This window comes from Aliirhizobium smilacinae, from assembly GCF_006335145.1.
Lineage (GTDB): Bacteria > Pseudomonadota > Alphaproteobacteria > Rhizobiales > Rhizobiaceae > Neorhizobium > Neorhizobium smilacinae.
In genome coordinates this window covers 297,976-324,517 of sequence record NZ_VDMN01000001.1, presented here as the reverse complement: position 1 = coordinate 324,517, position 26,542 = coordinate 297,976, and the positions used below count along the sequence as shown (strand labels likewise).

The window sequence follows — 26,542 nt, the reverse complement described above, 5'->3', positions numbered from 1 at the left end:
GGCTCTACTGCAAAGATTAATGTGATTTCACGTTATATTTTCGGTGCGCTCGTATTACATCTAGCTGGTCGTATCATCTTGGGAGGCTTGCGGTCGTGATGTCTTCTGCATTTTTCTTCTGGTATATCCTACCTCTGCTCATTGGAGCGCTCGGCCTCGCGGTCGCCTTCTATTCGCGTTATATAGAAAAGAAGACACGACCGAATCATCATCCGGGCGAGTAGAACGGTTTTTCTTCGAAACCCGGCGACATTACCATCATCCCATGACATAAGGCAGGCCGAATTCCTTCAGGAACACCGGCAGTCATGATCCGTATCGAAAATATCAGCAAGTCGAACAGCCACCGTATTCTCTACATTGAGGCGTCGGCTGCGCTCAATCGCGGCGAGAAGATCGGTCTCGTAGGGCCGAATGGTTCCGGCAAGACGACGCTGTTCCGCATGATCACCGGCGGCGAAATACCCGATGAGGGTCAAGTCGCTGTCGAAAAGCACGTTACGATCGGTTATTTTAACCAGGATGTCGGTGAAATGTCGGGCGTCAGCGCCGTCACCGAGGTCATGGACGGCGCAGGGCCTGTCAGCTCCGTCGCAGCCGAATTGCGCGAGCTGGAAAGCGCCATGGTCGATCCCGATCGCATCGACGAGATGGACGCCATCATCGAGCGTTACGGTGAAGTTCAGGCGCGCTATGAGGAACTCGACGGGTACGGTCTGGAAAGCCGTGCCCGCGAAGTGCTCGCAGGCCTGTCCTTCAGTCAGGAAATGATGGACGGCGATGTCGGCAAGCTGTCTGGCGGCTGGAAGATGCGCGTGGCGCTCGCCCGCATCCTGCTGATGCGCCCCGACGTGATGCTGCTCGACGAACCGTCTAACCATCTCGATCTCGAAAGCCTGATCTGGCTCGAACAGTTCCTCAAGGGCTATGACGGCGCATTGCTGATGACGTCGCACGATCGCGAATTCATGAACCGCATCGTCAACAAGATCATCGAGATCGATGCCGGTTCGCTTAACACCTATGCCGGCGACTACGGATTTTACGAGCAGCAGCGGTCGCAGAACGAAAAGCAGCAGCAGGCGCAGTTCGAGCGCCAGCAGGCGATGCTTGCCAAGGAAATCAAGTTCATCGAGCGTTTCAAGGCACGTGCCTCCCACGCCGCCCAGGTCCAGAGCCGTGTGAAGAAACTCGACAAGATCGAGCGTGTCGAACCGCCGAAACGCCGCCAGTCGGTTGCCTTCGAATTCCAGGCGCCGCCGCGCTCGGGAGAAGACGTGGCCAACCTCAAGGGTGTACACAAGGCCTATGGCAGCAAGACGATCTATGACGGGCTCGATTTCTCGATCCGCCGCAAGGAGCGCTGGTGCATCATGGGCGTCAACGGCGCCGGAAAATCGACCTTGTTGAAACTGATTGCCGGCTCGGCCGAGCCCGATCAGGGGTCGGTCGCGATCGGCGCCAGCGTCAAGATGGGTTATTTCGCCCAGCACGCTATGGACCTGCTCGATGGCGAACAGACGGTCTTTGAATGGCTGGAGGCAGAGTTTCCGCGGGCAGGCCAGGGCGCACTCAGGACATTGGCCGGCTGCTTCGGTTTTTCAGGCGACGACGTCGAGAAGAAATGCCGGGTGCTTTCGGGTGGCGAAAAGGCACGGCTCGTCATGGCTGGTATGCTGTTCGATCCGCCGAACTTTCTGGTGCTCGACGAGCCCACCAACCACCTCGACCTCGACACCAAGGAAATGCTGATCAACGCACTGTCTGAATACGAAGGCACGATGCTTTTCGTCAGCCATGATCGCCACTTCCTGTCGGAGCTTTCAAACCGCGTGCTGGAAGTCTCTGCCGACGGCATTCATCGATATGACGGCGGTTACCGCGAATATGTCGAGCGCACCGGATACGAGGCGCCCGGCCTCGTCGCCTGATTTGCGACGCGATTTACGAAAAACGTGATCGGCGGATATTTTTATCTGCCGATCATGCGGAAAAATTGCCTTGATCGATCATCGCTGCTCCCTAGCTAGACCCATGGAGGCTTTCTGGGAGGAAAACAGGGCGATGTCGAAATATGGTTTTTCAGACTTTGCATTTGCGGGCGATTGCCCGGATATCGATTTTGAGTGTGGTACTTTTTTCCTGCACGATCCCGCCAGATACATCGCGGGTCATCAGCGAGAATTCGACGGTTGCGGCCGCCCGCACTGAACTCGTCGGACTGGACGAGGACGATATTCGTATGTGCGCCGGGTTCCCGAGCGCCAGCAGCTCGACGGCCGACGCAGGCACGATATGGGCCTATCGGCGCGACATGCCGCGCGGAAGCTGGAATGTCGTAAACCCGTCATTCACGCTGTTCGGTGCAATACCCGCGGTCAATACATCGACAAGCGGCTCATCGGGCGGCAATTGCAGCACGCAGTTCCGTTTTACCGACAACAAGCTGAGGCAGGTGGAATTTGCCGGTGACAACAATACATCGACCGATATCAACGGCCTTTGCGTCAGCATGATCGATAATTGCCTGATTTATGCCAGGAAGAAAAAATCGCAATAGCTGTAATCGGGCACCAGGAAAGCAGAAAGCCGCGCAATGCGCGGCTTTCTCGGTGTCTGAGGTCGATGCGCTGTCAGCGGCAGACGCGGATCGATTCCATGTGCCAGCCGCCGTTATAGGCGTTCTGCACCTGACGATCCTCGAACCAGCAACGCGGCGGTGGTGGTGGCGGCTCGACATAACGCGGGCCGCCGCTATTGACGATGGCGCCGCCGATCAGTCCACCGATCACACCGGCAGCAAGACCTCCGGCAATGGCACCGCCATTGCTGTGATGGTGATGGCGATCACGGTCACGATCCCAGCGTGGCGGTGGTGGTCTGCGATCGTCCCAGCGTGGCGGAGGTCCGTCGCGCCATTGTGCCATGGCGCTCCCGGCCGGTGCGAGAGCGGCGCTGGTAAGGATTGCGATGGAGAGGACAGAAAGAGCGATCTTCTTCATGTGTTTCGTCCCTGGGCGCCGGGTTGTTCTTGACGCTTCGATACCGGACATTGCGCCTGTCTGCCTTAACGGATCTTGAACGAACCGTTGGCTTAGTGACAGGTTGTCGAAGGATTTGTCACTGGTGGATCGTATAGGAGCCGGTAGCGCAGAGGTCCTGGGTGTCTTCCATGTCCTCGAATGCCGATTCCTCGGTGAATTCGAAGCGCATGTCGTATTTGCAGACGCGACGTCCGTCGGCGACGGTGATCTTCATGCTTTCGCCGGGTTCGAGCACATCGTCACCAAAGACGTCCTCTTCCCAATTGTTGACGCCGACCGGCGACGTATAGAAACGCTCCAGCGTGCCGCTGGTATTGTTGGTCAGCATGAAAACGAGATCGTCAGCATAGGATGTGCCGACAGACAGAAAAAGCGCCGCAACAGCGCCCGCAGCAATGGACGTAAACCTGGTCATCGGGGTGATCTCCGCCCATGATTGGGCGAAATATGATTAGCATGCCCTTATAAAGCCGCAATCGAGCCTTTGATTCATGATGAATTTTGACTTTTAATTCAGGCGGAACGCTGCATTTCACCGACCGCCTTGTCGTCTTTTTCGGCGGCTCGCTGATAGGCGTCGCGAAGGGCAAGACGTCCGAAATACTGTTCGAAGGCCGGACGCTTCTCGATCGACCCGAATTGCAGTCCCCAGCCGATCTGCGAACCGACATAGACGTCTGCAGCGCTGAATTTTTCTCCCGCGATGTAGGAATTGGTCCGAACGGCGAGTTCGAGTGCATCCATCACATCGGCAAAGCTGCCATAACCAATCATCCGCTCGCGGCCGGCCGGCACCTCGAAGCCAAGCGCCTTGTTGCTGACGGCAGATTCCAGCGGACCGGCGGCGAAGAACATCCAGCGGTAATATTCGGCGCGGTCGGCAGGTGAGGGCGCAAGACCTGCCTGCGGAAATGCGTCGGCTAGATAGGCGCAAATAGCGGCGCATTCCGTGATGGTCTTCTTGCCGTGAATGATTGTCGGTACCTTGCCCATCGGGTTGACGGCCTTGTAGCCGTCGTCCTTCATGCTTGTTCCGAATTGAAGAATTTCCGTCCGGTAGGCAACGCCGGTCTCTTCCAACATCCAACGGGCAATGCGGCCGCGCGACATCGGGTTGGTGTAGAATACGATTTCGTCAGCCATCCGTAATCCTCCTGTTGCCGCCATTGTTTTGGGATCGCAATCAGACAATCAAGGTTCTACGCCTTAATTGCCGGATATGTCAGGCCGGTTACAGCGGTTTGCGGTACTGGATGAAGCCGGGCGCCACCGCGACCCGATCATAGAGACGCCGGGCCGCGTCGTTCTTCTCCTGCGTCAACCAGTAGAGCCGCCCGGCATTCTTGTCACGCGCCAGAAGTGCCACCTTTTCGATCAGCGCTTCGCCGACACCGCGACCGCGCTGGCTGTCATCGACATAGAGATCCTGCAGGTAGCAGGTCGTATCCGGCAGCCAGGTCGAGCGGTGGAAAAGCGCATGCACGATGCCGACCAGTCTGCCCTCGTCGAAGGCGCCGAGCACATGCATGGGCTCTTCCGGATCGTGGAAACGCGACCACGTGATGTCGTACTGCTCTTTCGGCAGCTCAGATTCGTAGAAGCTTATATAGGCCTCGAACAATGGCTGCCACGCCTCGCGGTCGGATGCTGCCAGAGGACGGATTTCGACGGGACGATTGCTGGACATTCTTAAGTCTCCTCGCAAAAGAAAACGGCGGGGAAAACCCCGCCGTTCAAATCTAATCCGAAGATTGAGGCTTACGCCATCGCCTTCTGCAGATTTTCGTCGATCTTGTCGAGGAAGGCGGTGGTCGACAGCCATGGCTGATCCGGGCCGATGAGCAGCGCCAGGTCCTTGGTCATGTAGCCGGACTCGACAGTGTCGATGCAGACCTTTTCGAGCGTCAGTGCGAACTTCGTCAGTTCGGCATTGTCGTCCAGCTTGGCGCGATGTGCGAGGCCACGGGTCCAGGCGAAGATCGAGGCGATCGAGTTCGTCGAGGTTTCCTGACCCTTCTGGTGCTGGCGGTAGTGACGGGTCACCGTGCCGTGTGCGGCTTCGGCTTCCACCGTCTTGCCATCCGGCGTCATCAGAACCGAGGTCATCAGGCCGAGCGAACCAAAACCCTGTGCCACGATATCCGACTGCACGTCGCCATCGTAGTTCTTGCAGGCCCAGACGTAACCGCCGGACCACTTCAAAGCGGAAGCGACCATGTCGTCGATCAGGCGGTGTTCGTACCAGATCTTGGCTTCGTCGTACTGAGCCTTGAATTCGGCGTCGAAGATTTCCTGGAACAGGTCCTTGAAGCGGCCGTCATAGGCCTTGAGGATCGTGTTCTTGGTCGACAGGTAGCAGGGAACGCCGCGCTGAAGAGCGTAGTTGAACGAGGCGCGGGCGAAATCGCGGATCGAGTCGTCGAGATTGTACATCGCCATCGCAACGCCCGAAGACGGTGCGTTGAACACTTCGTGCTCGATTTCCTGGCCGTCATCGCCGACGAACTTGATCGACAGCTTGCCCTTGCCCGGGAACTTGAAATCGGTTGCGCGATACTGGTCGCCGAAAGCGTGACGGCCGACGATGATCGGCTTGGTCCAGCCGGGAACCAGACGCGGTACGTTCTGCATGATGATCGGTTCGCGGAAGATGACGCCGCCGAGAATGTTGCGGATCGTGCCGTTCGGGCTCTTCCACATCTTCTTCAGCTTGAATTCTTCAACGCGGGCTTCGTCCGGCGTGATGGTGGCGCACTTGATGCCGACGCCGTGCTTGTTGATGGCGTTTGCAGCATCGATCGTCACCTGGTCGTCGGTGGCATCGCGATTTTCGACCGAGAGATCGTAATATTCGATGTCGAGATCGAGATAGGGCAGGATCAGTTTGTCCTTGATCAGCTGCCAGATGATGCGGGTCATCTCATCGCCGTCGAGATCGACGACCGGGTTGGCTACCTTGATCTTTTGCATGGACTTCCTCTTGTCGTGAATGGGCCAGGCCGGCCCCGAATGGATCAACGGGTTGCGCTATAACATCGCAGGAGAAGTGTGCAAAGCCGTGAGACCGGGATTGGCTGCTTTTCTGTGAGATTTCAACGACAGGCGCTGGGACAGGCAATGGCGTGACGCGAAACCAGTAAGATTGGTCATTGCCAAATAACGGCTCAGGGGTAATGTCCGCGAAAATCGCTTCGAATACGGATTGCCAAAATGCGAACTCTGCCGCTCGCCCTTGCCCTGTCGCTTTTTTCCACGGTTTCGCTGGCGGCCGATATCGCCGACCCGGTCAAGGAGGTGATGAAGATCACCGAGGACAACTGGAACAGCAACGACAGCGACTGGAAGTTCATTCTCGATCCTGATCCGTTGGCGCGCCTGTTCAGCAAGCGGTTCCAGACCGTCTATGCCGATGCCGCCAAACATCCGGCCTATGAGACGGAAAACAACCAGCCCGGAGATCCTTTCGGCTACGACATCGTCACCGCCTCGCAGGATGGCTGCCCGTTACAGGACGTCACGATCGCGCCAGGTGCCTCGGCAAACGGCAAGACCGACTTCAAGGTCACCTTCAAGCAGTGGACCTGCATCGATGATGCCGATCTGAAGGACAGCGTTTCGGAAGTGCATTTTGATGTGATCGAAGAGGGCGGCAAGCCCGTCATCGACGATATCCATCGCGTGGCCGATGGCGAAAGTGACAGCGTCATCGAGGAAATGCAGTCGATCGCCAAGGGGGAGTGATGCCCGACGCGATCCTGGCAGATCGGCTTCGTTCTCCGCTCCTGACGAAGCGTGCTCTTCGGACCGACAATGCCGACGTTTAGGGCGCCACGGACGGCCTGGGCTTTGGCTGCGACATTTGTCGATCGTCTCCTGGCCCATGACCCTGCATTGTCCCGTGTGAAGATGGGCGCTCGCGTGACGCTCACCATCCTTGCCTCGATCCTCACCCTGATCACCATCCATCTGACTTTCATCCCGCTGCCGCCGATTTCCTACGCGCTGGCCATCGTGCTTTCGATCGAAGGCGGCGTCGCCGTGAAGGACAAGACGCCCGCAGACCAGCTCACCACTCGAATGATGGGCTGTGCTGCAAGCCTTTTCTGCATCACGCTCGCCGCGACGCTGGAAGGCTATAGGCTTGTCGCCGACCTGACCTTCCTGTTCGTGATCTTTGCGGCGAGTCTGGCGCGGGTTTTCGGTCCGCGCGGTTTTGCAGTCGGCATGTTCGCCTTCATTTCCTATTTCATCGGCGCCTACCTGAAGCCGACGCTGGCTGAGCTGCCGCTGGCAGCACTCGGGCCGCTTTTCGCCGTCGCCTTCGGACACCTGATTCGCAGATACCTATTCGTAGATGACTGGCGCCGCGATCTGGTCAAATCGCTTCGGGCGATACAGCGCCGGGTATCGAATATCCTTTCGCGCCTTGCCCAACTTTCCAGAAGCGAAGCCCTGACCGACAAGGACCGTCTTGAGCTGCGGCAGATGGAAGAGCAGTTGAAGGACGTCGTGCTGATGGCAGAGGGCCTGCTGCCGCGCAATGCCGACGGCTCCATGCCGACCGGGGACGGTCCGGTGACGGCTGTCTCGATGGCCATATTTGATCTTCATTTGGCGGCCGAAAGCGTGATCGTGCAATCGCTCGGCGCCTTGGCGCCGGCCCTTCTGTTCGACGCGGTGCTTCGTGGCGATGCGGCGTCGGCGAAAAAGATCGCGGAAGATCCGGATACTGCGGGCGGAGACGAGCGGACGAAGCAAAGCGTTCATGCGCTTCTCTGGCTTCATCGGGCATCATTGGCGCTGAGCGAAGCCGCCAATGACCGGAGTTTTCTGCAACTGATGGCTTTCGGTGGCTTGCCGCAGGCCGGGATGTCGATCAAGCCGGATTTTTCCTGGAATAACCCGCTTGTCCGTGCTGCGGTGCAGATCACCATCGCATCCGGTATCGCCATGATTTTCGGGCTGCTTTTGTCCCGCGAGCGCTGGTTCTGGGCGGTGCTGACCGCTTTCTTGGTATTCAACAACACACGATCGCGCGGCGATGCGGCCTTGCGCGCAATCCAGCGATCGGTCGGCACGTTGGTCGGCGTCGCCATAGGCCTCGGTCTCGCGACACTTCTGTCTGGCAACATGACGGCAACAGTCATGCTCGCCGCGGCCTGCGTGTTTCTGGCCTTCTATTTTCTGCAGGTTTCCTACGCGCTGCTCAGCTTCTTCGTCACCATTGTTCTCTGTCTCGTTTATGGCCTGATCGGCCAGCTGACATACGAGGTACTGCTGTTGCGCCTGGAAGAAACCGTGATCGGCTCGGTGGCAGGCATGTTCGTCGCCTTCGTCATCTTTCCATCCTCGACCCGCTCGACCGTCGAGCTGGCGCTGGCCCGGTGGTATGACGCGCTCGGACAAGTGCTGGACGGGGTGAGCGGCGGCGAAAGCCGCTACAGGCTGATCGAATTGTCGAATCGGCTCGACGAGGCCTATCGCGATCTGACCGTTGCCGCACGACCTCTCGGAAGTGCCTGGTCGCTGGTCACGCGTCTGGGGCCGATCCGCCAGACATTGGCGGTGTTTCTGGCATCCTCCTATTGGGCGCGCATTCTGGCACGGGATTTTTCCAACACCGAAAATCGCGACGACCCGAAGATCCGCCGCGCGATCGACGACGCCAGGCTGGCGCTTGGGAAGGCGGCGGCGAGGGGAGCGGAATGTTTTTCCTCAAAAACGCCGCGGCACGCGACTGCCGGCGCCAATCTGGCCGCACCGGGTGAGGGCGTGGCGCATGGGGCGGATATGGTCGCCAATCTGCTGAACCGCCTTTATCCGCCCGCTGCCGACAAGCAAAAGAGCCAATAACCGGCTTGCTGTTGCGGTCCGAGGGGGGTATTTCCCGCCTTCAAGAACAAGCGGAAGCGAATATGTCGGGCACCAATAGCGAACGTGAACTCATTGCCGAAGGGCCGGCCATCATTCTGGTCGAGCCGCAGCTCGGTGAAAATATCGGCATGGTCGCCCGTGCCATGGCCAATTTCGGCCTGGCTGAACTTCGTCTCGTCAACCCGCGCGACGGCTGGCCGAGCGAGAAGGCGCGCTCCGCCGCCTCCAAGGCCGATCATGTGATCGACGGCACGAAAGTCTACGAGACCCTTGAAGACGCGATTGCCGATTTGAACTTCGTCTACGCGACGACCGCGCGCGAGCGTTACGGCTTCAAGCCCGTACGTTCCCCGGTCTTCGCCGCAGCAACCCTGCGTGAGAAATTCAAGGCAGGCGAGAAGACCGGAATTTTGTTCGGTCGCGAACGCTGGGGCTTGAACAACGAAGAAGTGGCGCTTGCCGACGAGATCGTCACCTTCCCGGTAAACCCCGCCTTTGCATCGCTCAATATTGCCCAGGCCGTGCTGCTGATGTCCTATGACTGGATGAAGTCCGGCATCGACGATCTTGAGGATACCCGCTTCCAGCCGATAGAGCAGCGCCCTTCGACGAAAGAACAGGTGCTCGGCATGTTCGAGCATGTCGAGGAAGCGCTGGACGCCCGCGGTTATTTCCATCCGCCTGAAAAAAAGCCCAAAATGATCGACAACCTGCGTGCGGTACTGTCGCGGCGGGCCTTTTCCGAACAGGAGATCAGCGTGTTTCGCGGCGTGATACGCTCGCTCGACCGATTCCCGCGCCAATGGCCGGAAAAGGTCGTTCCGAGACAGAAGAAGGCCAGCGAGGCAGGGGAGACAGAGGGGAATGACAGCGGCGAATGAGCTGAAGCCCGTCCTGGTGTTCGATTCGGGCATCGGCGGACTGACGGTGCTGCGCGAGGCACGCGTGCTGATGCCGGAACGCGGTTTCGTCTATGTCGCGGACGATGCGGCTTTCCCTTACGGCAGCTGGGAAGAGGGCGCTCTGCAGGAGCGCATCCTGTCGCTGTTCGAAAAGCTTCTTGCGCAACATCAGCCTGAAATCTGCGTCATCGCCTGCAATACGGCCTTCACGCTGGCTGGTGCGGCACTTCGCGAAAAATTCCCCGAAATGACCTTTGTCGGCACGGTGCCGGCAATCAAGCCCGCGGCCGAGCGCACCCGCTCGGGCCTCGTCTCTGTTCTGGCAACACCGGGCACCGTCAGGCGTGCCTATACGCGGGACCTCATTCAGTCCTTCGCCACCCAGTGTCACGTCCGCCTCGTCGGATCCGAAAATCTCGCCCGCATGGCGGAAAGTTATATCCGCGGCGAACCGATTTCCGATGACGCCGTACTTGCCGAGATCGCTCCATGCTTCGTCGAGAAGGATAGCGATAAAACCGATATCGTCGTGCTCGCCTGCACGCACTACCCTTTCATGGCCAATCTTTTTCGCCGCCTTGCGCCATGGCCGGTCGACTGGCTCGATCCCGCCGAAGCGATCGCAAGGCAGGCGCGCCGCAAGGTGCCGTTGATCGATGGGGCGGAACATCCCGATGGTTTCGACTTTGCGGTCTTCACCTCAGGCAATCCTGATTTCGCCACGCGCCGGCTAATGCAGGGTTTCGGCCTTCGCACCGGCTGAAAAGCTGCTAGACCGAAAATTGTTGCCAATGTGCAACGGTTTATCCTGTGAGTGCAATTTTCGATTGTGGATGCTTGCGCGTTTTAAAAGACCGTGCCATGTTCCCATCATCCGCAACTCACAAGAAGGGAGCGCATACATGACTGTTTTTTTTGCCTATACGCGCCTTTCTGGCGGAGCCGTCCGAACCATGCGGGTGAATCACCCGCGCAATTTGCTCGGACAGGCATTTAAGGGCTGATAACGCCCGGAATCCGCCTTTTGGCATATCTCTCTATCTCAATCTGACGCGACCGACCTAACCGTCTGACGGCTGATGCCGTCTGCATGTCCGCGCGTCCTTCAAAATCTCGAAAGGACCCGATCGCTGTTGCGAGCCGGGGCGGAAAAGCTATGCGTGAAATGCACGTAATGGTTGCCGATGTTCTGTCGGCTGAATTGGACGCTTTACATCGTCGCCACGGTCCGTGGCGATTGATGCGGGCACTTGTCGCAACCATCCTTCGGCAATCGTTTTCTGCCGCCAATCACTCTGGCGATCTCGATAATCGCATGCGTCGCGATATCGGCCTGCCCGAAATCTCTCCTTACGTGGAGTCCGTCGAACGCGCGCGATTTCACCAGTGGAGACAATATCTGTGACAGCCATGTCCGTCGTCGCCGTTTACGGCGGCGGACATGGCAATCAAGCTGCTTTGCCCGGTTCTCAAGCAATGCCTGCCTGCGCGAAACTGCCGCGTTGCTTGGCGGATGGGGCCGAATGATCGTCGCTTGCCAAGCTTGTTTTCCCGTGGCTTGCTCGCCCTATTAGTGAGGAGAAACCACCATGTCGCTCGAACACTGGCTTGCATTCGTCGCCGCATCCGCCGTGCTGCTGGCGATCCCTGGCCCGACCATCCTGCTCGTCATTTCCTACGCCTTGAGCCATGGCCGAAAGGTGGCAAGCGCGACAGTCGCAGGCGTGGCTCTGGGCGATTTTACCGCCATGACCGCGTCCATGCTTGGCCTCGGGGCGCTGCTGGCGACATCCGCCATGCTGTTCACGGTGCTGAAATGGGTCGGTGCAGGATACCTGATCTATCTGGGCGTCAAGCTCTGGCGCGCCCCGGTCTCCGACCAGGCAGAAACAATTGACGGCGCGGACGCGCCGGCCATTCGACCGCTTCGCGTTTTCCTGCACACTTATGCCGTAACGGCGCTCAATCCGAAAAGCATCGTTTTCTTCGTCGCCTTCCTGCCGCAGTTTCTCGACCTGTCGAAGCCTCTGTTTTTCCAGATGGCGGTCTTCGAAGTGACCTTCCTCGTTCTGGCGACCATCAATGCCGCGCTATACGGGCTATTGGCGTCTATGGCGCGCAACACGATCCGCAAGCCGAAGGTTCAGCGTATTGTCAATCGCACCGGCGGTTCGTTAATGATCGGGGCAGGGCTCCTGTCGCTCGGTTTCAAGCGCGCCGCTGCCTGATCGCAAATTTCCGCTCTCAAAGCCTGTTGATTTTTCTCACTTGCCCGGCGAAACGAATCTCGATCTCTGTTATTGGGATGAGCCGGCGAATTGCGTCACCGCAAAAGAGCGTCGGAAAACCATCACTAGACGGCATACGAGGGCAGCACATTGCAGGTCGGCATCGATATGGGAACTGTGACCGGCGGCGCGCCGGCCAAGCTCGATATCGAGGAGCTTCTGGCGACGCGTCTGCTCGTTCAGGGCAATTCCGGTTCGGGAAAATCACATCTTCTGCGGCGCCTGCTGGAGCAGTCGGCTCCCTGGGTGCAGCAGGTCGTCATCGATCCCGAAGGCGATTTCGTCACGCTGTCGGATAAATACGGCCATGTGGTCGTCGATGGCGAACGCACCGAAGCCGAGCTGGCCGGCATTGCCAACCGTATCCGCAAGAACCGCGTTTCCTGCGTGCTCACCCTCGAAGGCCTCGACCTCGAAGAGCAGATGCGCGCCGCGGCCGCCTTCCTCAACGGCATGTTCGATGCCGATCGCGATTACTGGTATCCGGTGCTCGTCGTTGTCGACGAAGCCCAGATGTTTGCCCCCTCCGTCGCCGGTGACGTCTCCGAAGATGCCCGTAAAATGTCGCTTGGCGCGATGACCAACCTCATGTGCCGCGGACGTAAGCGTGGTCTTGCCGGCGTCATCGCCACCCAGCGCCTTGCAAAACTTGCCAAGAACGTTGCGGCCGAAGCCTCCAACTTCCTGATGGGCCGTACGTTTCTCGATATCGACATGGCGCGCGCAGCCGATCTGCTCGGAATGGACCGTCGCCAGGCGGAAATGTTCCGCGACCTGAAGCGCGGCAATTTTGTCGCCCTCGGTCCGGCTCTGTCACGCCGCCCTCTGCCGATCGTGATCGGTAACGTGGAAACCTCCGCGCGTTCGTCCAGCCCGAAGCTGATGCCGTTGCCGGATTCGCCGCAGGATGTCGAAGAGCTGATTTTCACGCCGGATCCGGAAGAGTTCGCCCGCCCGCTTACAGCCGTACGCCGCCCGACGCCAACGCCTCGTCCCACCACTGATATCCTGGCCGAACTCTCCCGTTCCACGCCGGCGGCCATCCAGCCTTCGGGCAGCGAATCGCGCACGCCGATGCCTGAGCTTACGGAAGAAGAGCGCGAAGAGCGCCTGATGGCGGTCATGTCGGAAATTCTCGATGACCCGCAATCGGCCTACCGCACCGATTCCGTGCTCTATCAGGACTTTCTCGTGCGTGCCCGCATGCGCCGTCTGGCCGGCCCACCGATCTCGCTCAGCGATTTCCGTCGCCGCACCGCAATCGCCCGTTCCGGCGTCGATGCGACCATGGCGGCAAGCGAAGCCTGGGCGACCGTACTTTCTCTGTCTAATGGCGTCTCGGATGACCTGCAGGGCGTTTTTCTGATGATGGCGAAGGCCGCACTCGGCGCCGAAACCTGCCCCTCCGATGCCCGCATCGCCCGCGCCTATGGCACCCATTCAGCACGCCGCGCCAGACGCCTTCTCGGGTATTTCGAGGAGCAGGGTCTGATCGTCGTGCATGCGGATTTCGCCGGCAAGCGCATTGTGGCCTTTCCCGACCTGCAGGCGGAAACCGCACCCGGAAGCGCCGAGGCGCCGGACGAGGGCGATATCAAGATCGCAGCAGAATAAGGGGCTTAAGTCCATTCGCTGTTGACAATTCCATGACAGCCGCCTAAAGACCGCCCCAGCACCGGGTGGCAACGCCCGGTGTTTTATTTGACATGTCCCGTGGCATTCTCCGATCGCTGTCGTGAGAAGCCTGTCAGAACTTCTAAATCGAGGTTCAGAGGAGGGCGTGTTTCCTTCATCCGGTTTGGCAACAAACCGGTGTAACCGTTCGAAAGGAAATGCGATGAGCAAGCGCGAATCGTCCAAGTACAAAATTGACCGCCGTATGGGCGAAAACATCTGGGGTCGTCCGAAGTCCCCGGTTAACCGCCGCGAATACGGCCCTGGCCAGCACGGCCAGCGCCGCAAGGGCAAGCTCTCCGACTTCGGTGTTCAGCTCCGCGCCAAGCAGAAGCTGAAGGGCTATTACGGCGACATCCGCGAGAAGCAGTTCCGCGCGATCTACGAAGAAGCCAACCGCCGCAAGGGCGACACCGGTGAAAACCTGATCGGTCTGCTGGAATCGCGTCTGGACGCCATCGTCTACCGCGCCAAGTTCGTACCGACGGTCTTTGCTGCCCGTCAGTTCGTCAACCACGGCCACGTCACGGTCAACGGCGTTCGCGTCAACATCGGTTCCTACCGTTGCAAGGCCGGCGACGTCATCGAAGTTCGCCAGAAGTCGAAGCAGCTGGTTACGGTTCTCGAAGCCGTTTCGCTCGCTGAACGCGACGTTCCAGACTATGTCGAAGTCGACCACAACAAGATGGTTGCCACCTTCGCCCGCGTACCGACCCTTGCTGACGTGCCTTACGCCGTCATCATGGAACCGTCGCTGGTCGTCGAATTCTACTCGCGTTAATCGTGCCGAAATTTGCGAAAATGGCCCCTTATGGGGCCATTTTTGTATCTGCCGGGTGCAGGAAAACCATCACGAAAAAAAGCCGCTCCTTTCGGGGCGGCTTTTTGATGCGGCGTGAGGCTGTCCTATTTCAGGGAGGCCTTCTTCTTTTCCGTCGTGATTTTTGTCTCAACCGTCGTCGGTGTCGCATTATCCGTCAAATTGACGGTTTCGGACGATGTTTCGTCACGCGGCTTTTCCCCCATCCTGTTCCAGGCGTCGAGGCCGGCGATTTTGTAGGCTTCGGCAAGAGTCGGATAGTTGAACGTGTTCTCGACGAAATATTCGACCGTTCCCTTGAGGTTCAGGACGGCCTGGCCGATATGGACCAGTTCGGTGGCGCCTTCTCCGACGACGTGGACGCCCAGCAGGCGCCGTGTCTTCAGCGAGAAGATCAGCTTCAGCAGGCCGCTGTCGAGACCCATGATGTGGCCGCGTGATGTCTCGCGGAAACGGGCAATGCCGCATTCATAGGGAATGCCACGCTCCTTCATTTCTTCTTCGGTCAGGCCGCAGGTGGAAATCTCCGGAACGGCATAAATGCCGTAAGGGAAGTATTTCTGCGGTTCCTTGGCGATCGCGCCAACGGCGACGCGGGCCGCGATTCGTCCCTGTTCCATCGAGGTTGACGCAAGGCTCGGAAAGCCGACAACGTCGCCCGCAGCGTAGATACCGGGGACGGATGTCTCGAAAGTTTCGGGATTGACCCGCAGCCTTCCCCGGCTGTCCGCATCAAGTCCAGCGGCGGGAAGGTTGAGCGTATCGGTCGCGCCGACGCGTCCGGCAGCATAAAGCACCATGTCGGCAATGATCTTGCGGCCCGTATCGACAGAGACGCAGACCTTGCCACCTGGCAGATGTTCGACCTTTTCGGCCTTCTGGCCGAGAAGCAGCTTCATATTCCGGTCGCGCAGCTGATAGGTGAAGTCCTCGACGATCTCCTTGTCGATGAAATCGAGAAGAGCGGGTTTCGGATCGATCACCGTCACAGCCGCATCCAGCGCACTGAAGATCGTCGCATATTCGATGCCGATGACGCCGGCGCCGATGACCACGATCGAGCGGGGAATGCTATGGACCTCGAGAAGCTCGTCACTGTCGAGGACAGTCTTTCCGTCGAACGGAATGGAAGTCGGCCGATAGGGACGAGTGCCGACGGCGAGCAGGATGCTTTTGGCGGAAACCTGGACGATCTCGTCATCATCCTTGGCGATCTGCATCGTGTCCTTGGAGACGAAACTCGCCTTGCCACGGATATGCTGGACGCGATTGCGGGCGAACTGGTGCTCCAGCACATCCACTTCATGGTCGAGCGTGATCAGCAGGCGGCGACGCAGATCCTCTGCGCTGATCTCCTGCTTGACCCTGTAGGAGCGGCCGTAGAAGCCACGTTCGCGCCAGCCGGAAAGGTTGAGTGCAGTCTCGCGGAGCGTTTTTGACGGGATGGTGCCGGTATGGACCGATACGCCGCCGACGCGGCGCCCCTGCTCGACGACGAGCACTTTCTTGTCGAGCTTGGCAGCCTGAATGGCCGCCCGGCGCCCGGCCGGTCCACTGCCAACCACGATGAGGTCATACTGGTGCATAAGGTTCTCCGCTTGAGGTCGCAGGCTACCGCCGGCTGAAATGATCAGAGCCGACTCTATATATGGCTAATCTAAAGTTTTGATTGCATGGAGGTATCCTTTGAAAAAATGACAAATGACCAAAACGGAGGCAAGTATTAAAGTTGATGAAAGTCATATCACAAGCCTGCCGCGCGACGGCCGAAATTATCTCCCGCATGAAGTTGCAGCAGTGGATGTTTAATCTGTGGGGAGGGCAGGCGGATCTGGTGGGGAAGCCGAATGGCAAAGGCTGGAGGCAACTCGCTTCTACAGCGCAGCCCTTTTTGTCTCGACGAGATGCATGACGCGCTCGGCATCCATCACCGTCATCGGGGTGAAGATGACGAGGCCGAGATCCGGCCGACCATCCACCGTGAAGGAGGAATATTCCATCATCAGGTCACCGGCGATCTCGTGCCGAAAATGTTTTGTCCCCGCACCATAATTCTGGATGTCATAGTCACGCCAGATGGCATCGAATTCCGGGCTTTTCCGGCTCAGATCATCGACCATGACCTGAAGTGTTTCGGCCGGTGCGGCCTTGATCGCTTCTGCCCTGAAAGCCGCGACCGCCGAACGAGCGTCCCGTTCCCAGTTGACCATATGCCCGCGAACACGGTCATTGCAGAAGATCAGCTTCAGAATATTGCGGTCCTCCAGCGGCAAAAGCGCATAGTCGGTCATCACCGCGCTCGCCGCCGCGTTCCAGCCGACGACATCCCAGAGTGCAGTGCGCAACACCGCCGGGCTGAATGTCATCGCATCGAGAACTCGCTGCAATTGGGGTGAAATGGGCTCGAAGGGCTGATGGCGTATCTCCGGCGGCCGATGTTGTGCCAGCAGGAAGAGATGTTCTCGTTCAGCAGAAGACAGCGACAGTGCTTTGGCGAGCCTGTCGAGCACATCCGTCGATGGCGCGCCTCCGCGTCCCTGTTCCAGCCATGTATACCATGTGGCGCTGACATTGGCGCGCTGAGCGACTTCCTCGCGCCTGAGGCCCGGCGTGCGCCGACGCGTTGCGACAATGCCGAATTCTGCCGGATCGAGTTTTGCACGCCGATCCTTCAAATAGCTTCCAAGCGGATTGTCATCCGGCGTTTTCCGAATCGCTTGCTGGGGCATGTCGTTGATCATCTCTGCCATGGTCGTCAGCCTGTTAGTTCCGATACCGGTATAATGTCACGGCTTTTAACGCCGGCATCCGGATCTTATTCGACATCCATCAACATGCGAGCATGAGGTTTTCATATGCGTGTCTTCGTTACGGGTGCAACGGGTTTCGTCGGTTCCGCAGTCGTCCGCGAGCTTCTTTCTGTCGGTCATCAGGTCTTGGGCCTGTCGCGCTCGGATGCCGGTGCCGCTTCGCTGCAGGCCGTTGGAGCCGAGGTGCATCGCGGTTCGCTGGATGATCTTGCCAGCTTGCAGGCAGGCGCAGTTGCGGTAGACGCTGTCATCCATACCGGGTTCAATCACGATTTTTCCAAATTCAAGGAAAATTGCGAAGCGGACCGTCGGGTCATCGCAGCGTTTGGCGATGAACTCTCCGGCTCGGATCGTCCCTTGCTGGTGACATCCGGCACGGGTCTCATGCAACTGGGGCGGACGGCGACGGAAAACGATCAGCCGAACGCCGATTCCGCCACCGTTCCGCGTGTCGCCACCGAGGAGGCCGTCGCGGCCATTGCCGAGCGCGGTGTCAAAGTCTCCCTGATCCGCCTGCCACCATCTGTTCACTGTGTTGGCGACCACGGTTTTGTGCCGATGCTGATTGCCAAGGCGCGCGAGACCGGTATTTCCGCCTATATCGGCGAAGGAGAGAATCGCTGGCCGGCAGTGCATCGGCTTGATGCAGCTAAGGTGTATCGACTTGCGCTGGAAAGAGGCGCTGCGGAAGCGAGATACCATGCGGCGGCCGAGGAGGGGGTGCCGTTCAAAAACATCGCCGGGATCATCGGCCGTCGCCTCGGCCTGCCCGTCGTCTCCAAATCAAAGGAAGAGGCCGCCGCGCATTTCGGCTGGTTCACACATTTTGCCGGAATGGACAGCCCGGCATCCAGCGCAAAAACACAGGCATGGTTGAACTGGCAGCCGACTCAGTCTGGCCTGCTGGAGGATCTCGATCAGGATGCTTATTTCGCCAGCTAAAAAGCTGATGAAGACAGTCAGATAAGCCTCAGTCCTTTGAGACTTGCATGACCGTCCTTGCCGATGATGATGTGGTCGTGGACGGTAATGCCGAGAGGTTTTGCCGTATCCACGATCGTCTTCGTCATGTCGATATCGGCGCGTGAAGGGGTCGGGTCACCACTTGGATGATTGTGCATCATGCTCAGGCACTTTGGATCACGCTAGATCACACAAAAGCCCGTACGCGCACGCCTGGTTTCGCACGCCGGACAAAAAAGGAATGACCCGCTTGGATTTAATAAAATGGGGGAGGGGAGTGGGATACAGCGAAGGTTAGATGGTTCGCCCCAGTCTTCCAGGCCCTAGGAAGCGTGCCGCTCCATCCGGAACCTTGGCTTTCAGGTTGGAGCACTCTTCGTTCAAGCCTCTCAGAATTTCGTCCAAACGGACAATCTGCGTCTCTGTTTCACGTATACGCTGAGAGCTTAGCCGCGACATTGGAAAAATTGTCGATACGGCCGAGCTACGGCGTCATGATCGACAGTCCCTGATTTTCCATGGCACACGCGTCTTTAGTCCGGTGATGAATTTGTCGCGGGTTTCGTATCTGACATTATGTTCTGCTTGTTGTGTCGCGTAGGAACGACTTGGACCGCGCAGGTACTTTTCCAATAATCGCTTAACTCGGCAGCCGGGGACGCTCGTTGGCAAGCTGGAACAAAGATCTAAAGCGCGTGTTGATGACTATCGGCAACCGCTGATTTACCCCCTGATGGAGAGACCGATGACAAACGAATTTGGAAGGACCGCGAGCGGGACGCCGCCCTCGTTCGGACTACAACCCACGTCACCCGCATCCCAGAGCTCTGGAACCTCATCGACGCAGTTCGAGGATCTGAAAGCTAAGGTGGGGGAAGATGTCACCTCTGCGCGCGATGCTGTCAAGGAGGGCGGGGAGGCGGCTGTCGAAAAGGTCAAGGACGTTGTGACCGACCAGAAGACTTTTGCCGCTCACCAAGTAGGCGGTATCGCGACTGCCCTCGAAAAAGTTGGTGCCGAGCTTGAGGGAGCCGATCAGCAGCATGTCGGACGATATGCGAAGCAAATCGGCAGCAGCGTTCAGAGCTTTGCAAAGGATATCGAAGGCAAAGATCTCGGTGAGATCGCCAGCATGGCGGAGGAGTTCGGTCGCAAACAGCCGCTCGCATTCCTCGGTGTTGCCGCGCTTGCCGGCCTTGCGGCCAGCCGTTTCCTGACTGCGTCATCGGCACGCACCGATAATTCGACAAAGACGAGCTCAACGGACCAGCCAAGGCCGTCTCAGTCGAGCGAGTCGCGGCGTGTGGGAGATATCGATAATGGCTAATTCTCCAGACAACGCACCCTTGTCAGAACTTGTGTCAGGGCTCGTATCCGATGTGACAGGCTTGTTGCGCAAGGAGATCGACCTCGCAAAGACCGAGGTCTCAGAAAAGGCGTCGAAAGCACTCGTCGGCATCGAAGCGCTGCTCGTCGGGTTAGTCCTCGCGATCGGCGCGATAGGTGTGCTTCTGAGTGCGTTGGTCAGTGGCCTGGCAGCACTGTTTATCAAGTGGGGCATGATGGAGACCAGCGCCAGCTCCCTCGCGGCGGTAATTGTCGGCGTGATCATTGCAGCGATAGCCTGGACGATGATGTCCAAGGGTTTGAGCACGTTGCGTGCAGGCAACTTGAAACTTGACCGGACGACGACGTCGCTTCGTCGTGACGTTGACGCCGTTAAGGAGAAAATCTGATGGAAAATACGACAGAAAGAACCTCCGCCGATATCCAGCGCGAAATCGATGCCGATCGCCAACGCATCGGAAGCCGCATTGACGCAATCCAGGAGCGAATGTCTCCGGGCCAACTGATTGATGAGGTCATGGCCTACGCCAAGGGAAGCGGCGGCGGCGAATACGTGAGCAATCTAGGTCAGGCGGTAAAAACCAACCCCATTCCCGTTGCTCTCATGGGTGTAGGTCTGGCCTGGCTGATGGCCAAGCAGGGAACAACCGCTAATCCGGCCCCCGCACCCGACACCTATGCCCGAGACTATCCTCTTTATCCCGCCGATGGCCCTGTGCGTCGCCTCGGTCCACCCGAAACGGTTGGCGGATCCCGCTACAGCCATTTTGGCGACAACTCCGGCAAGCGCCTTAAGGCGCTGACGGACGAGACCGGCAACCGTGCTGGCCATTTTATCGATGAAGCGGGGAAGACTTATCGCGGGTTTGCCGACGCGAGCGGCAAACAGATTGAGCACATTGCCGATGAGACCGGCGCGTCGCTGGATAAGGCTTCAGGATGGGCTTCGGACACTTGGTCCCAGATCAAGGAGTCTGCGACCAGCATAGGTAACAAAGTGTCCGATACTGCCGCATCCCTGTCCCGCAGTTCGTCGTCTGCACGCAGCTCGGCGCAGGAACAGGTTGGCAGGTTAAACGACGCGATCCTGAAGCAGTTTCGCGACCAACCACTCGTCGGCGGTGCTCTTGCTTTTGCTGTGGGTGCGGCAATCGGAGCTGCTTTGCCTCACACCGAACAGGAAGATGCTCTTCTGGGTGATGCTGCCGACGCAACCAAGGAAGCGGTGTCAGCCCAAGCCTCCGCGCTGGCCGACCAGGGAAAAGAGATCGCCTCCGACGCCTATGACAAAGCGGTCGCGGTCGCTTCCGATCTTCACGACGCCGTAAAGGACCGTGTCGTCGAGGAGGCAGACAAGTTCAAGACCTAAGGCATGGAGACGTGATCTGATGCCATTGGTTGTCGCTCCCAACTCGGGGCGACAATCTACGTTTGACGTAGCGTTGAAGCATCACTGTGATCCCGTCAGGACACCGTTCCAAAACTCACAAGCATGGCGATCGCGAAAGTCCACTACGGCCCTATCTCCTCCCGGCAGCAGCTGCTGAACACTGGGGGTTGCCGTTGTCGAGAGCGGCCAATGCGGTAGCGGTTGATCGCCGCGCGCAAAACGTCCCCACGCACTCATGATCCGATTAGACAAGAGCCGCTGAGCCTCCGTAAAACGCCTCGGGCTTGCCAGCGCCCACGGGGTGCCGAATACATAGGCAAGTTCCGAGGCATGGTAGGCGCCCATGGAATGACCTATCAAGAGGCGTGGGAGCCTGAAGGGCGGGGCGGGATCGGCAAACTCGTAGCCATAGACCGGCGCATGTAAAGCCCACGCTCGCCTCAGATCCTCGCTTGGGCAAGCGAAGCGGCTATCCGTCATCACCGCTGCGTAGGCAAGACCCGGCGATCCATAAGCGTCCACAGGATATCGAGCCATTACCCGTGCAGCACCTCCGCCGAATTCTCGCTGCAAACGCGCTCGATATCCGCCTTCGCTTCTGACCAAAAGTGAAAACAGGCGTCCCTCATTGAGATTGGAACCGATGATGGCGGGGACGGCATGGAAGCGCCCGGTGCGGAAGGCGTCACTTGGGCTGAGAGGAATAACGACGTCCCCCCAGACTGGCCCCCAACTCGTAGGTCCTGCTATTCCGCGCCGTGTCGCAGGGGCACGCGCGATACGAGAGGTCGGTAAGCGTCTGAGGCAACCGGGTACATCGGCCACGTTCTCACATTGCAGGTTGCTGGAGAACGCGATACCCCCTTTCTCTGCTTCGCCGGCGGAGACCAAAGATTGCGTGTCGGTGCAGGACCCACTTTCCAATATCAGGCGTTGAAACAGACCCTTCGCTGTTGGTGACACCGCCTGGTAACAGGCACTCCAGGCGCCGGCGGATTCTCCAAACAGTGTCACGTTTCGGGGATTGCCGCCGAACGCCCCGATGTTCCGTTGGACCCAGCGCAACGCCGCCTGTTGATCCAGCAGGCCGAAATTACCTGACCCACCGTTAACGCTCTCGCGCTGCAATGCGGGATGGGCGAGAAATCCAAAAGCGCCCAGACGATAATTGACGGTGACTACGAGGACATCTTGTGTCTGCGCAAGCCTGCTTGGATCATAATTGTCGCCGGAGCCGAGAATGAAGGCTCCGCCCGGCAGAAAAACCATAACCGGCAAAGGAGAGGCTGGCCGTGTCTTTGTAGCGGGAGGCCCGTAAACGTTCAGGTACAGGCAGTCTTCACCGCCAATCACCAGGCCACCACCGCCGCCGCTGGCGACGTTCAGCCCAATCGACTGCGTGCACGGGGAACCGGTGTGGGTCGCATCGCGCGCTACGGTCCAGGACGTGATAGGCTGTGGTGAACGCCAGCGCAGAGGTCCGACCGGCGGCTTGGCGTAGGGAATTCCCAGAAATGCCCGTCCTTCAGAAGATGAGGCTCCGGCCAATAGTCCTTCAGTGGTGCGAACGATTTCCCGGGCACTGTCCGTTGCCTTTACAATGGCGGGCACACGGCCCGGATAAACAGCACAGGCTGTCAGACCCAAAAGGGAGATGATCAATGGCCCCAACGTTAGAATAAGCACTGCGATGATCTTTTGGCGCATCGGATTTCTATAACGGAGATCCGACTTTTTTGCAGCGTCTCCACGATCGCGTAGCGGTAAATTTCGCCCCGCTTCGTGAACAAGTGTGCATATAGCCTCAGGGGAATCTTGGATGCACGCCGGTAAAATAACTCTCCAATCGCATGCGGGCGATCGATTTAAACTCAGCAACAATCTTTTCGCGTTCCGCACTTGCGACCATGAAGGACAGACGTATGGTGGATGCGGCGGTGTGGCAGAAAATAAACACTGTGTCTGAATAATCCCGCCATCTTTCTTTTCTCACGAGATGCTTCGTCCTGTCGGACAAGAAATTTGCTTGAGCGCGAGCAGCGGCGATATCGCGGACGGCCAGTGCCTTGTCGGCGTGGACGGCATTCAACAGGTCGAGACTGTGTGGCTTTTCGATTATATATCGGCGGTAAAGATCAAAGGTCCGCTCGAACAACGCCAGAGCTTTTCTTGGAGTCGCGATGTCGTCAACGTTGCCGCCGCCTTCACCAATTAACTTTTCCACCTTACTCAGATAGTCGCTGTGGAGTGCGGCGATGATCGCCGATTTGTTGGGGAAATACTGGTACACCGAAGCGATCGGACCACCGGACAGAGCCGCGATCGCCGTCATCGTTACCGCGTCCACCCCGTCACGCGCGATGAGTCCTAAAGCCACCGCAAGGATTATTTCGACGCGCTCGCGACCGCGCCGTTGCTTTGGTCTGCGCCGGAATGAGCGCGTTGTTGGTCTGCTGGCGAAATCTGCCAAATCCTATTTCCCTGTGCTTTCATAAATTTGTATCACATCCACATAAGAAAGCTGAGCATAGATCAACAAAACGTCTTAACGCTCGCGAGTAAACGACACGCCTTACACCAGCCGCGGACAAATGTGCTGCCCGGTGGAAGCGAGGGGCTGGGCAAAATATCTCTAATTATCTCAGTCGGTTACGGTTCGTGACAAGCTGAGTGGAACACAACTCCTGCCTTCTGAATTGTGTTGGCATTGGTAATTCAAAGGAGAAACCAATGCGTAAGATCATCATCGCTTCTACGGCCATCCTGGCGAGTGTATTCGCAGCCACCGCTAACGCTCAAAACAGCACAGTGAACGGCGCTGCTGGCGGCGCGGTCACGGGTGCCATCGTCGGTGGTCCTGTCGGCGCAGCCGTGGGCGGCGTGGCCGGAGCAATCGTCGGAACGGCGATCGATCCACCGCCGCGTGAAGTCGTAACCTACGTGCAGGAACAGCCGGTTTCCGCTCCTGTCCGCGTTCAGCAGCAGGTGGTTGTCGGCAAGCCAATCCCCGAAACGGTGGTGCTGACACCCGTTCCTAGCAATGAACATTATGCCTATGCCGTCGTGAACGACCAGCGTGTGATCGTCGATCCTCGAACTCATACGGTCGTTCAGATCGTTGAGTGATCAGAAACAACCAAGAGAAAAATGGCCCGGTGCGAGAGCATCGGGCCTTGCTATGTGCGGCAGCTGGACTTGCTCACTTCGAACAACGCCTACTTGATAGCGATTCCTTTTTGAGCGAGTCCGATCTTGAGCTTGTCGATCATGTCGTAGCGCGTTTCGGTCCACTCGCCAGTGGACGCCCAATACTCAATCTTGAGTGCCGTTTTGTCCGCCGTCAGGTCATCAGAGACAACCCGTGGTGGCGGATCGGTTTTCACTCTCTTGTCGGATGCCACGATCGCCAGGATAGTTTCTTTTACCACGCTAACATCGGTGTCGTTTCCGATGGCGACTGAGAGCTCCTGTCGACGCTCGGGTTCGCGGCTGTGGTTGATAATCGGCGTGTTCCAAAGCGTAGAATTTGGCGCCATCAGATAGAGCCCGTCGCCGGTTCTAAGCTCGGTAGCGAACAGACCGACATCAACTATCTTGCCCTTGACGCTCGACGTCTCGATATATTCGCCGACACGGAAGGGTCTGAGTACGAGAAGCATGATGCCTGCGGCAATGTTTTGAAGCGTCCCCTGCAATGCCAGACCAATAGCAAGGCCGGCGGCGCCAAGAGCAGCAACGATTGACGCCGTCTGGACGCCGAACTGCCCCAGCACCATGACAAAGACAAGGATCAAAAGCCCGTAATGTAAGACCTTTTCGAAAAAACGGGCAAGAGTTTCATCAATGCCGTGGATCCGAGAAAGGCCGCTATATGCCCATCGGCTGACGAAGCCCGACAGGATCCATCCGCCGACCAATAGGACGATAGCGCCAGCCAACGACAGTCCGTAATGAATGGCCATTGCACCGAGTTGAGCAAGAGCGTTGGGGCTTGTCATGATTGCGTCTGTGGTCTGACTTTCCATATTTTCGTTAGTTCCTTTCCGGTTGCGCGAGCGGTAGTAAAAGGTTCGACAATGCCTGCGTTCGGTTATCGCCGCTCAGGGCCGTTGATTATCATGCGTGAGTTGTTGTCGGGGAAATACGGAGTGGTCTCGATGCGGGGGGCCGCATCGGTTTTTGCCTGAGAGCGTCTGAATCAAAGTTTGGTCCTGTAGGAGACTTTGTCAGCGCTAAACAGACCGACAATTGCCACGCCGCCACCGCCCTGGCAAAAAAATTGATACAAGGGAGAGGCAGACTTCCAACTCGAAAGGCGTCGAGCAGGCATCCAAGTCTCCCACGGTCACAAAGATTGTTAGATCATAATTTCGCCGCCGGTGACGGGAATGACCGCTCCGGTCATATAGCTGCCCAGTTCGGAAGCGAGCAACACGAATGCACCGGCCAGTTCTGCCGGCTGTCCGGCCCGCTTGAGCAGCGTCTGCTCGCCGAACTTCGCCGCTTTTTCCGGCGGCATCGTCGACGGAATAAGGGGGGTCCAAATCGGGCCGGGCGCTACTGCGTTCACTCGGATTCCTCGATCGGCCAGCATTTCTGCAAGGCCAGCCGTGAAGTTTGAGATAGCGCCCTTGGTCGATGCGTAAGCCAGGAGCTGTGGCGAGGGCTGCCTCGATTGAATCGAGGTGGTATTGATGATCGAACTTCCCGGTTTCATGTGCGGCGCGGCTGCCTTGGCAAAAAAGAACGGCGCGTAGATGTTCGTTCGGAAGGTTTCGTCCCACTCCTCCGCGGTGATGTCGGCGATATCGCCATACGTCCGTTGGAAGGCGGCATTATTGACGAGGATATCGATGCCGCCAAGCTCATTCACGGTCCGCTGCACCAGGGATTTGCAGTATTCCTCTGATTTGATGTCGCCGGGGGCGATAATTGCGGTTTTCCCCGCCTTTCTCACCCAGTTGGCCGTGTCCTCCGCGTCTTCATCTTCCGACAGATAGGAGATCACGATATCGGCTCCTTCGCGGGCAAAAGCGATCGCAACGGCCTTGCCTATTCCAGAGTCGGCACCCGTGATCAGAGCTACCTTTCCTTCGAGTTTGCCATCACCTTTGTAGGAATGCTCACCGTGATCCGGGACCGGTTGCATCAAGGCCGTCTTGCCCGGCGGTGATTGATGCTGTTGGGGATGAGGAGGGGATGGACGGCGCACTTCTGTCATGATCGACTCCGGCAATGGTTATAGACGAGAAACAGTCGAGATTGCCGTGAGTTCCGTAGTTATGCAGCTCGTCCCGCTAGATGCGTTTGATGGCACACGGGATCGTCGGACAAATCGATGCAAAGCCATCGGTCGACGTGCAGCAAACGTCGACCTTGGCAAACAAGATCCGCCGAAAATCCCTGTCAATAGTCGCCTGGATGGCCTTG

The 26,542-nt window shown here is 58.2% G+C and carries 26 protein-coding genes and 1 pseudogene; 15 read left to right on the top strand and 12 right to left on the bottom strand.

Annotation, left to right across the window (positions count from 1 at the left end; genetic code table 11):
* Nucleotides 1-308: 308 nt before the first annotated feature.
* Together FHP24_RS01560 and FHP24_RS01555 are read left to right on the top strand one after the other, a co-directional pair.
* Nucleotides 309-1,931, top strand: a complete 1,623-nt coding sequence (locus tag FHP24_RS01560; RefSeq protein ID WP_139671927.1) for an ABC-F family ATP-binding cassette domain-containing protein — start codon at nucleotides 309-311, stop codon at nucleotides 1,929-1,931.
* 191 nt (nucleotides 1,932-2,122) lie between these two features.
* The gene (locus FHP24_RS01555) at nucleotides 2,123-2,560 is read left to right on the top strand and encodes a hypothetical protein (protein ID WP_139671924.1); all 438 of its coding nucleotides are present in this window, start codon (nucleotides 2,123-2,125) and stop codon (nucleotides 2,558-2,560) included.
* A gap of 73 nt (nucleotides 2,561-2,633) precedes the next feature.
* On the opposite strand, the gene FHP24_RS01550 is transcribed toward FHP24_RS01555, so the two are convergent.
* From FHP24_RS01550 to FHP24_RS01530, 5 genes are all read right to left on the bottom strand, one after another.
* The gene (locus FHP24_RS01550) at nucleotides 2,634-3,002 is read right to left on the bottom strand and encodes a hypothetical protein (RefSeq protein ID WP_139671921.1); all 369 of its coding nucleotides are present in this window, start codon (nucleotides 3,000-3,002) and stop codon (nucleotides 2,634-2,636) included.
* A gap of 118 nt (nucleotides 3,003-3,120) precedes the next feature.
* On the bottom strand, nucleotides 3,121-3,459 hold the full coding sequence (locus FHP24_RS01545; protein ID WP_139671918.1) for a hypothetical protein: 339 nt from the start codon (nucleotides 3,457-3,459) through the stop codon (nucleotides 3,121-3,123).
* Between the two features lie 98 nt (nucleotides 3,460-3,557).
* Nucleotides 3,558-4,187 (bottom strand): glutathione S-transferase family protein, encoded by a 630-nt coding sequence (locus FHP24_RS01540; protein ID WP_139671915.1) that lies wholly within the window; start codon nucleotides 4,185-4,187, stop codon nucleotides 3,558-3,560.
* Between the two features lie 88 nt (nucleotides 4,188-4,275).
* On the bottom strand, nucleotides 4,276-4,731 hold the full coding sequence (locus tag FHP24_RS01535) for a GNAT family N-acetyltransferase (RefSeq protein ID WP_139671912.1): 456 nt from the start codon (nucleotides 4,729-4,731) through the stop codon (nucleotides 4,276-4,278).
* Nucleotides 4,732-4,802: 71 nt separating this feature from the next.
* Entirely contained in the window at nucleotides 4,803-6,014 is a 1,212-nt protein-coding gene (locus FHP24_RS01530; RefSeq protein WP_139671909.1) for an NADP-dependent isocitrate dehydrogenase, read from the bottom strand.
* Nucleotides 6,015-6,254: 240 nt separating this feature from the next.
* On the opposite strand from FHP24_RS01530, the gene FHP24_RS01525 reads away from it, so the two are divergent.
* The 8 genes from FHP24_RS01525 to rpsD all read left to right on the top strand — a co-directional run bounded on the left by FHP24_RS01525 (nucleotide 6,255) and on the right by rpsD (nucleotide 14,563).
* On the top strand, nucleotides 6,255-6,785 hold the full coding sequence (locus tag FHP24_RS01525; RefSeq protein ID WP_139671906.1) for a hypothetical protein: 531 nt from the start codon (nucleotides 6,255-6,257) through the stop codon (nucleotides 6,783-6,785).
* Nucleotides 6,786-6,854: 69 nt separating this feature from the next.
* Nucleotides 6,855-8,897: an FUSC family protein gene (locus tag FHP24_RS01520; RefSeq protein WP_139671903.1), complete on the top strand. Its 2,043-nt coding sequence runs from the start codon at nucleotides 6,855-6,857 to the stop codon at nucleotides 8,895-8,897.
* Nucleotides 8,898-8,959: 62 nt separating this feature from the next.
* Nucleotides 8,960-9,799 carry an RNA methyltransferase gene (locus FHP24_RS01515; protein ID WP_139671900.1) on the top strand — a complete coding sequence of 280 codons (840 nt, stop codon included), beginning with the start codon at nucleotides 8,960-8,962 and terminating at the stop codon, nucleotides 9,797-9,799.
* Nucleotides 9,783-10,583, top strand: coding sequence for a glutamate racemase (gene murI, locus FHP24_RS01510; protein WP_139671897.1), 801 nt, complete (start codon nucleotides 9,783-9,785; stop codon nucleotides 10,581-10,583). Before FHP24_RS01515 ends, murI begins: the two co-directional genes overlap by 17 nt.
* Nucleotides 10,584-10,976: 393 nt before the next feature.
* Nucleotides 10,977-11,225, top strand: coding sequence for a DUF1127 domain-containing protein (locus tag FHP24_RS01505; RefSeq protein WP_139671894.1), 249 nt, complete (start codon nucleotides 10,977-10,979; stop codon nucleotides 11,223-11,225).
* A gap of 184 nt (nucleotides 11,226-11,409) precedes the next feature.
* On the top strand, nucleotides 11,410-12,048 hold the full coding sequence (locus tag FHP24_RS01500; RefSeq protein ID WP_139671891.1) for a LysE family translocator: 639 nt from the start codon (nucleotides 11,410-11,412) through the stop codon (nucleotides 12,046-12,048).
* A gap of 150 nt (nucleotides 12,049-12,198) precedes the next feature.
* Complete coding sequence (locus FHP24_RS01495) at nucleotides 12,199-13,722, top strand: ATP-binding protein (RefSeq protein WP_180355852.1); 1,524 nt, start codon at nucleotides 12,199-12,201, stop codon at nucleotides 13,720-13,722.
* 223 nt (nucleotides 13,723-13,945) lie between these two features.
* Nucleotides 13,946-14,563, top strand: coding sequence for a 30S ribosomal protein S4 (gene rpsD / locus FHP24_RS01490; RefSeq protein WP_139671888.1), 618 nt, complete (start codon nucleotides 13,946-13,948; stop codon nucleotides 14,561-14,563).
* Nucleotides 14,564-14,688: 125 nt separating this feature from the next.
* Here rpsD and sthA read toward each other — a convergent pair whose 3' ends face one another.
* Together sthA and FHP24_RS01480 are read right to left on the bottom strand one after the other, a co-directional pair.
* Nucleotides 14,689-16,188: a Si-specific NAD(P)(+) transhydrogenase gene (gene sthA, locus FHP24_RS01485; RefSeq protein ID WP_139671885.1), complete on the bottom strand. Its 1,500-nt coding sequence runs from the start codon at nucleotides 16,186-16,188 to the stop codon at nucleotides 14,689-14,691.
* A gap of 288 nt (nucleotides 16,189-16,476) precedes the next feature.
* Nucleotides 16,477-17,352 (bottom strand): helix-turn-helix transcriptional regulator, encoded by an 876-nt coding sequence (locus FHP24_RS01480; protein WP_246091564.1) that lies wholly within the window; start codon nucleotides 17,350-17,352, stop codon nucleotides 16,477-16,479.
* A 105-nt stretch (nucleotides 17,353-17,457) separates the two neighbouring features.
* On the opposite strand from FHP24_RS01480, the gene FHP24_RS01475 reads away from it, so the two are divergent.
* Nucleotides 17,458-18,354, top strand: coding sequence for an SDR family oxidoreductase (locus FHP24_RS01475; protein ID WP_139671882.1), 897 nt, complete (start codon nucleotides 17,458-17,460; stop codon nucleotides 18,352-18,354).
* A gap of 17 nt (nucleotides 18,355-18,371) precedes the next feature.
* On the opposite strand, the pseudogene FHP24_RS01470 reads toward FHP24_RS01475, so the two are convergent.
* Nucleotides 18,372-18,542, bottom strand: a pseudogene (locus tag FHP24_RS01470) (JAB domain-containing protein); the annotation flags it as partial.
* 578 nt (nucleotides 18,543-19,120) lie between these two features.
* Between FHP24_RS01470 and FHP24_RS28955 the strand changes: the two are divergent.
* The 3 genes from FHP24_RS28955 to FHP24_RS01455 are packed head-to-tail and all read left to right on the top strand — an operon-like array spanning nucleotide 19,121 to nucleotide 21,091.
* Entirely contained in the window at nucleotides 19,121-19,702 is a 582-nt protein-coding gene (locus tag FHP24_RS28955) for a nutrient deprivation-induced protein (protein WP_246091563.1), read from the top strand.
* Entirely contained in the window at nucleotides 19,695-20,111 is a 417-nt protein-coding gene (locus FHP24_RS01460) for a phage holin family protein (RefSeq protein ID WP_070163894.1), read from the top strand. The genes FHP24_RS28955 and FHP24_RS01460 overlap by 8 nt, the downstream gene beginning before the upstream one ends.
* Nucleotides 20,111-21,091: a DUF3618 domain-containing protein gene (locus FHP24_RS01455; protein ID WP_139671879.1), complete on the top strand. Its 981-nt coding sequence runs from the start codon at nucleotides 20,111-20,113 to the stop codon at nucleotides 21,089-21,091. The genes FHP24_RS01460 and FHP24_RS01455 overlap by 1 nt, the downstream gene beginning before the upstream one ends.
* 81 nt (nucleotides 21,092-21,172) lie before the next feature.
* On the opposite strand, the gene FHP24_RS01450 is transcribed toward FHP24_RS01455, so the two are convergent.
* Together FHP24_RS01450 and FHP24_RS01445 are read right to left on the bottom strand one after the other, a co-directional pair.
* Nucleotides 21,173-22,819 carry a carboxylesterase/lipase family protein gene (locus FHP24_RS01450; RefSeq protein ID WP_139671876.1) on the bottom strand — a complete coding sequence of 549 codons (1,647 nt, stop codon included), beginning with the start codon at nucleotides 22,817-22,819 and terminating at the stop codon, nucleotides 21,173-21,175.
* A gap of 97 nt (nucleotides 22,820-22,916) precedes the next feature.
* Nucleotides 22,917-23,582, bottom strand: a complete 666-nt coding sequence (locus FHP24_RS01445) for a TetR/AcrR family transcriptional regulator (protein WP_139671873.1) — start codon at nucleotides 23,580-23,582, stop codon at nucleotides 22,917-22,919.
* Between the two features lie 260 nt (nucleotides 23,583-23,842).
* Here FHP24_RS01445 and FHP24_RS01440 point away from each other — a divergent pair, with 260 nt between their 5' ends.
* Nucleotides 23,843-24,238: a DUF1236 domain-containing protein gene (locus FHP24_RS01440; protein ID WP_139671869.1), complete on the top strand. Its 396-nt coding sequence runs from the start codon at nucleotides 23,843-23,845 to the stop codon at nucleotides 24,236-24,238.
* An 89-nt stretch (nucleotides 24,239-24,327) separates the two neighbouring features.
* Here FHP24_RS01440 and FHP24_RS01435 read toward each other — a convergent pair whose 3' ends face one another.
* Both FHP24_RS01435 and FHP24_RS01430 read right to left on the bottom strand, forming a co-directional pair.
* Nucleotides 24,328-25,137 (bottom strand): mechanosensitive ion channel family protein, encoded by an 810-nt coding sequence (locus tag FHP24_RS01435; RefSeq protein ID WP_139671865.1) that lies wholly within the window; start codon nucleotides 25,135-25,137, stop codon nucleotides 24,328-24,330.
* Nucleotides 25,138-25,469: 332 nt separating this feature from the next.
* Nucleotides 25,470-26,333, bottom strand: a complete 864-nt coding sequence (locus FHP24_RS01430; protein WP_180355851.1) for an SDR family oxidoreductase — start codon at nucleotides 26,331-26,333, stop codon at nucleotides 25,470-25,472.
* Nucleotides 26,334-26,542: the final 209 nt, after the last annotated feature.